This is a genomic window from Caballeronia telluris (assembly GCF_001544495.1).
Taxonomy (GTDB): Bacteria; Pseudomonadota; Gammaproteobacteria; order Burkholderiales; family Burkholderiaceae; genus Caballeronia; species Caballeronia telluris.
Window position 1 is genome coordinate 1 of the sequence record NZ_FCNZ02000098.1, and the last position, 2,560, is coordinate 2,560.

The 2,560-nt window shown below is 65.2% G+C and carries 2 protein-coding genes; both read right to left on the reverse strand.

What is annotated here, in order from left to right:
- Positions 1-358 precede the first annotated feature (358 nt).
- A complete protein-coding gene (locus AWB66_RS32220; protein WP_125469886.1) occupies positions 359-1,549 on the reverse strand; it encodes an IS91 family transposase in 1,191 nt (396 codons plus the stop codon).
- 11 nt (positions 1,550-1,560) lie between these two features.
- Complete coding sequence (locus AWB66_RS32225; protein ID WP_087634020.1) at positions 1,561-2,436, reverse strand: tyrosine-type recombinase/integrase; 876 nt, start codon at positions 2,434-2,436, stop codon at positions 1,561-1,563.
- Positions 2,437-2,560 lie beyond the last annotated feature (124 nt).

Below are 2,560 nucleotides of genomic sequence, written 5' to 3' on the forward strand. Positions count from 1 at the left end.
AGTTTAGGTTTGTAGGATGCCTGCCCTTCACCGTGCAGCTGGGCCCGCACCAAAGGCGCATGCGGGCAGGCGTCGTACAAACCCCGAGGGAGGAAACCGCGGAGTGTCCCTGTGCGGCTGGAAGAGTTCTACCACTATGGGGATTGGAGCGATCGTGCGCGACGTCGGATTGAGGGTGAGGCGCGACGGGACGGGTTGAGATCGACGGAATGCACGTTGGCGAAGTTGTCGAGCCTACGTTTGTGATGGCGCGCAGCGCGCGAAGTCGCGTCATCCATGTCAGGGACGCGACCGTCCGCAATCGGGTCCCGTTGCCGGTGAACCGACGGTCGGTTTGAACGTCTCGAAACACGGGCACTCATGCTGGGGCTCGCTGGGCGGGTGGTGCGCGGATCGGTGCGCTGGGCGGCACGAGTTCGATGATGACCATCGCCGCGCCGCAGTGGCGGCAGGTGAAACGCGGCGGGAGCTTGCCGAGTGGTTCATCCGCCGTAGCCGCTCGTGGACTGGCGGCGGTCGTGACGTGCAGCAGCGCGCGTATCTTCGCGAGATTCTCACGCCGCACGGGGTTGGCGAGCAGACCGTAGTGACGAATACGGTGGAAGCCAGCGGGCAGCACATGCAGCAGAAAGCGGCGCATGAACTCATCGGCACTGAGAGTCATGACCTTGTAGCGGGTGCGCCCCTTCGCGCGATAGTCCTTCCAGCGGAAGGTGACGCCCCGTTCGTCGAGGGCAACCAGGCGCCGGTTGGAGATGGCCACGCGATGCGTATAGCGTGACAGATAGGCGAGCACTGCCTCGGGTCCGGCGAAGGGGCGCTTGGCATAGACGACCCACTCACACGTGCGTAGCGGCGCGAGCCATTGAGCGAAGACGGATGGATCGGCGAGCGCGGCGTAGTCGCCGAAGAAGCGCAGTTGGCCGCGACGATGCGCCGCCATGAGTTCTTCGAGGAAGCGGCGCCGGAACAGCCGTGAGAGCACGCGAACCGGCAGGAAGAAACCGGGTCGGCATGCCACCCATCGTTCACCGTCGGGCGACAAACCACCGCCCGGGACAATGCCGTGCACGTGCGGGTGGTGCGTCAGGGCCGAGCCCCAGGTATGCAGCACGAGCGTGGCGCCAGTCTGGGCACCGAGATGCTTTGGATCGGCGGCGATGGTACGCAGGGTCTCGGCGGCGACGTCGAACAGCAGGCCGTAGATCACGGCCTTGTTGTACCAGGCGATCGCGCTGACTGGCGCGGGCAGCGTGAAGACCACGTGGTAATACTCCACCGGCAGCAGGTCAGCCTGACGCGCCTCGAGCCAGCGGCGCGCGGCGCTCGCCTGGCACTTCGTGCAATGTCGGTTGCGGCAGGAGTTGAAGGCGACTTCGATCTTTGCACAGCCCGAACAGCGCAAAACATGTCCACCCAGCGCCGCGGTGCGGCACTGTTCGATGGCCGACATGACCTTCAACTGCCCCAGGTTCAGGCGGGCGCTCTGTCGCCATGCCGGTCCGTGGGCGCGGAAGATGTCCGCGACCTCGAGCACGGGGCGCTCCAAGCGGTGCCGGGCTACTCGGCGGGCAGGCGGTCCAGCGGACTGATTACTTTGCGCAAAAGGTCAGTGGCGACCTGAGTATAGATGGTGGTGGTCTCGATCTGTCTGTGTCCGAGCAGCACCTGGATCACGCGGATATCCTCCTTCTGTTCGAGCAGATGAGTGGCGAAACAGTGGCGCAGCGTATGCATGGATACGCGCTTGTCGATGTTCGCGCCCTCGGCGGCGGCATGGATGGCGCGGGTCAGTTGCCGCGTGCTGAGCGGGTCGATCGGATCGAGGCCCGGAAAGAGCCAGCCGCCTTCGAGCATGCGACCCTGCGCGTGCGCCACGCGCCACCAGACACGCAGGCGCTCGAGCAGGACCGGCGAGAGCATCGCGTAGCGGTCGCGGCGGCCCTTGCCCTGCTCAATGCGCAGAGTCATGCGCTGGCTGTCGACGTCGCCGATCTTCAGCGCCACAACTTCGCTGGCGCGCAGTCCGGCGCCATAGGCGACCGACAGCGCGGTCTGATGCTTCAGGTTGCCGGCGGCAGCGATCAGGCGGGCGACTTCCTCAGGGCTGAGCACGACGGGCAACCTGCGAGGCACCCGTACAGCCTGCATGCGGGCCATCAGTTCCGGTCTCTCAAGGGTGATCCCGAAGAAAAACTTCAGGCCGGCGATCGCTGCATTCAGCGAGATCGGAGAGGTGCCGTGATCGACCAGATGCAACTGGTAGCGCCGTAGATCTTCGATCGTGGCGGTGTCCGGCGGACGCCCGAGAAATGCGCTGAACTGACGGACCACGCGGACATAACCGGCTTGCGTCTTGGGTGCGAACTTGCGCATGCGCATGTCGTCGATCATGCGCTGGCGCAATGGACTGATGCTCGGGCTGGTGTGAGTCATGGCGGTGCTCCTGACGGGGAACGAGGCGGATTGCCTCGTCCTCCATCATGGGAACCGCGCGGGTTTCCTGCATACCGCTAACGCCCGCCGGAGCCCCAATACCGCGCGAGCGGTTTCGTCCAAC

Coding starts and splice junctions, on each gene's coding strand:
- AWB66_RS32225 (WP_087634020.1), bottom strand. CDS start 2,436: ATGACTCACACCAGCCCGAGCATCAGTCCATTGCGCCAGCGCATGATC.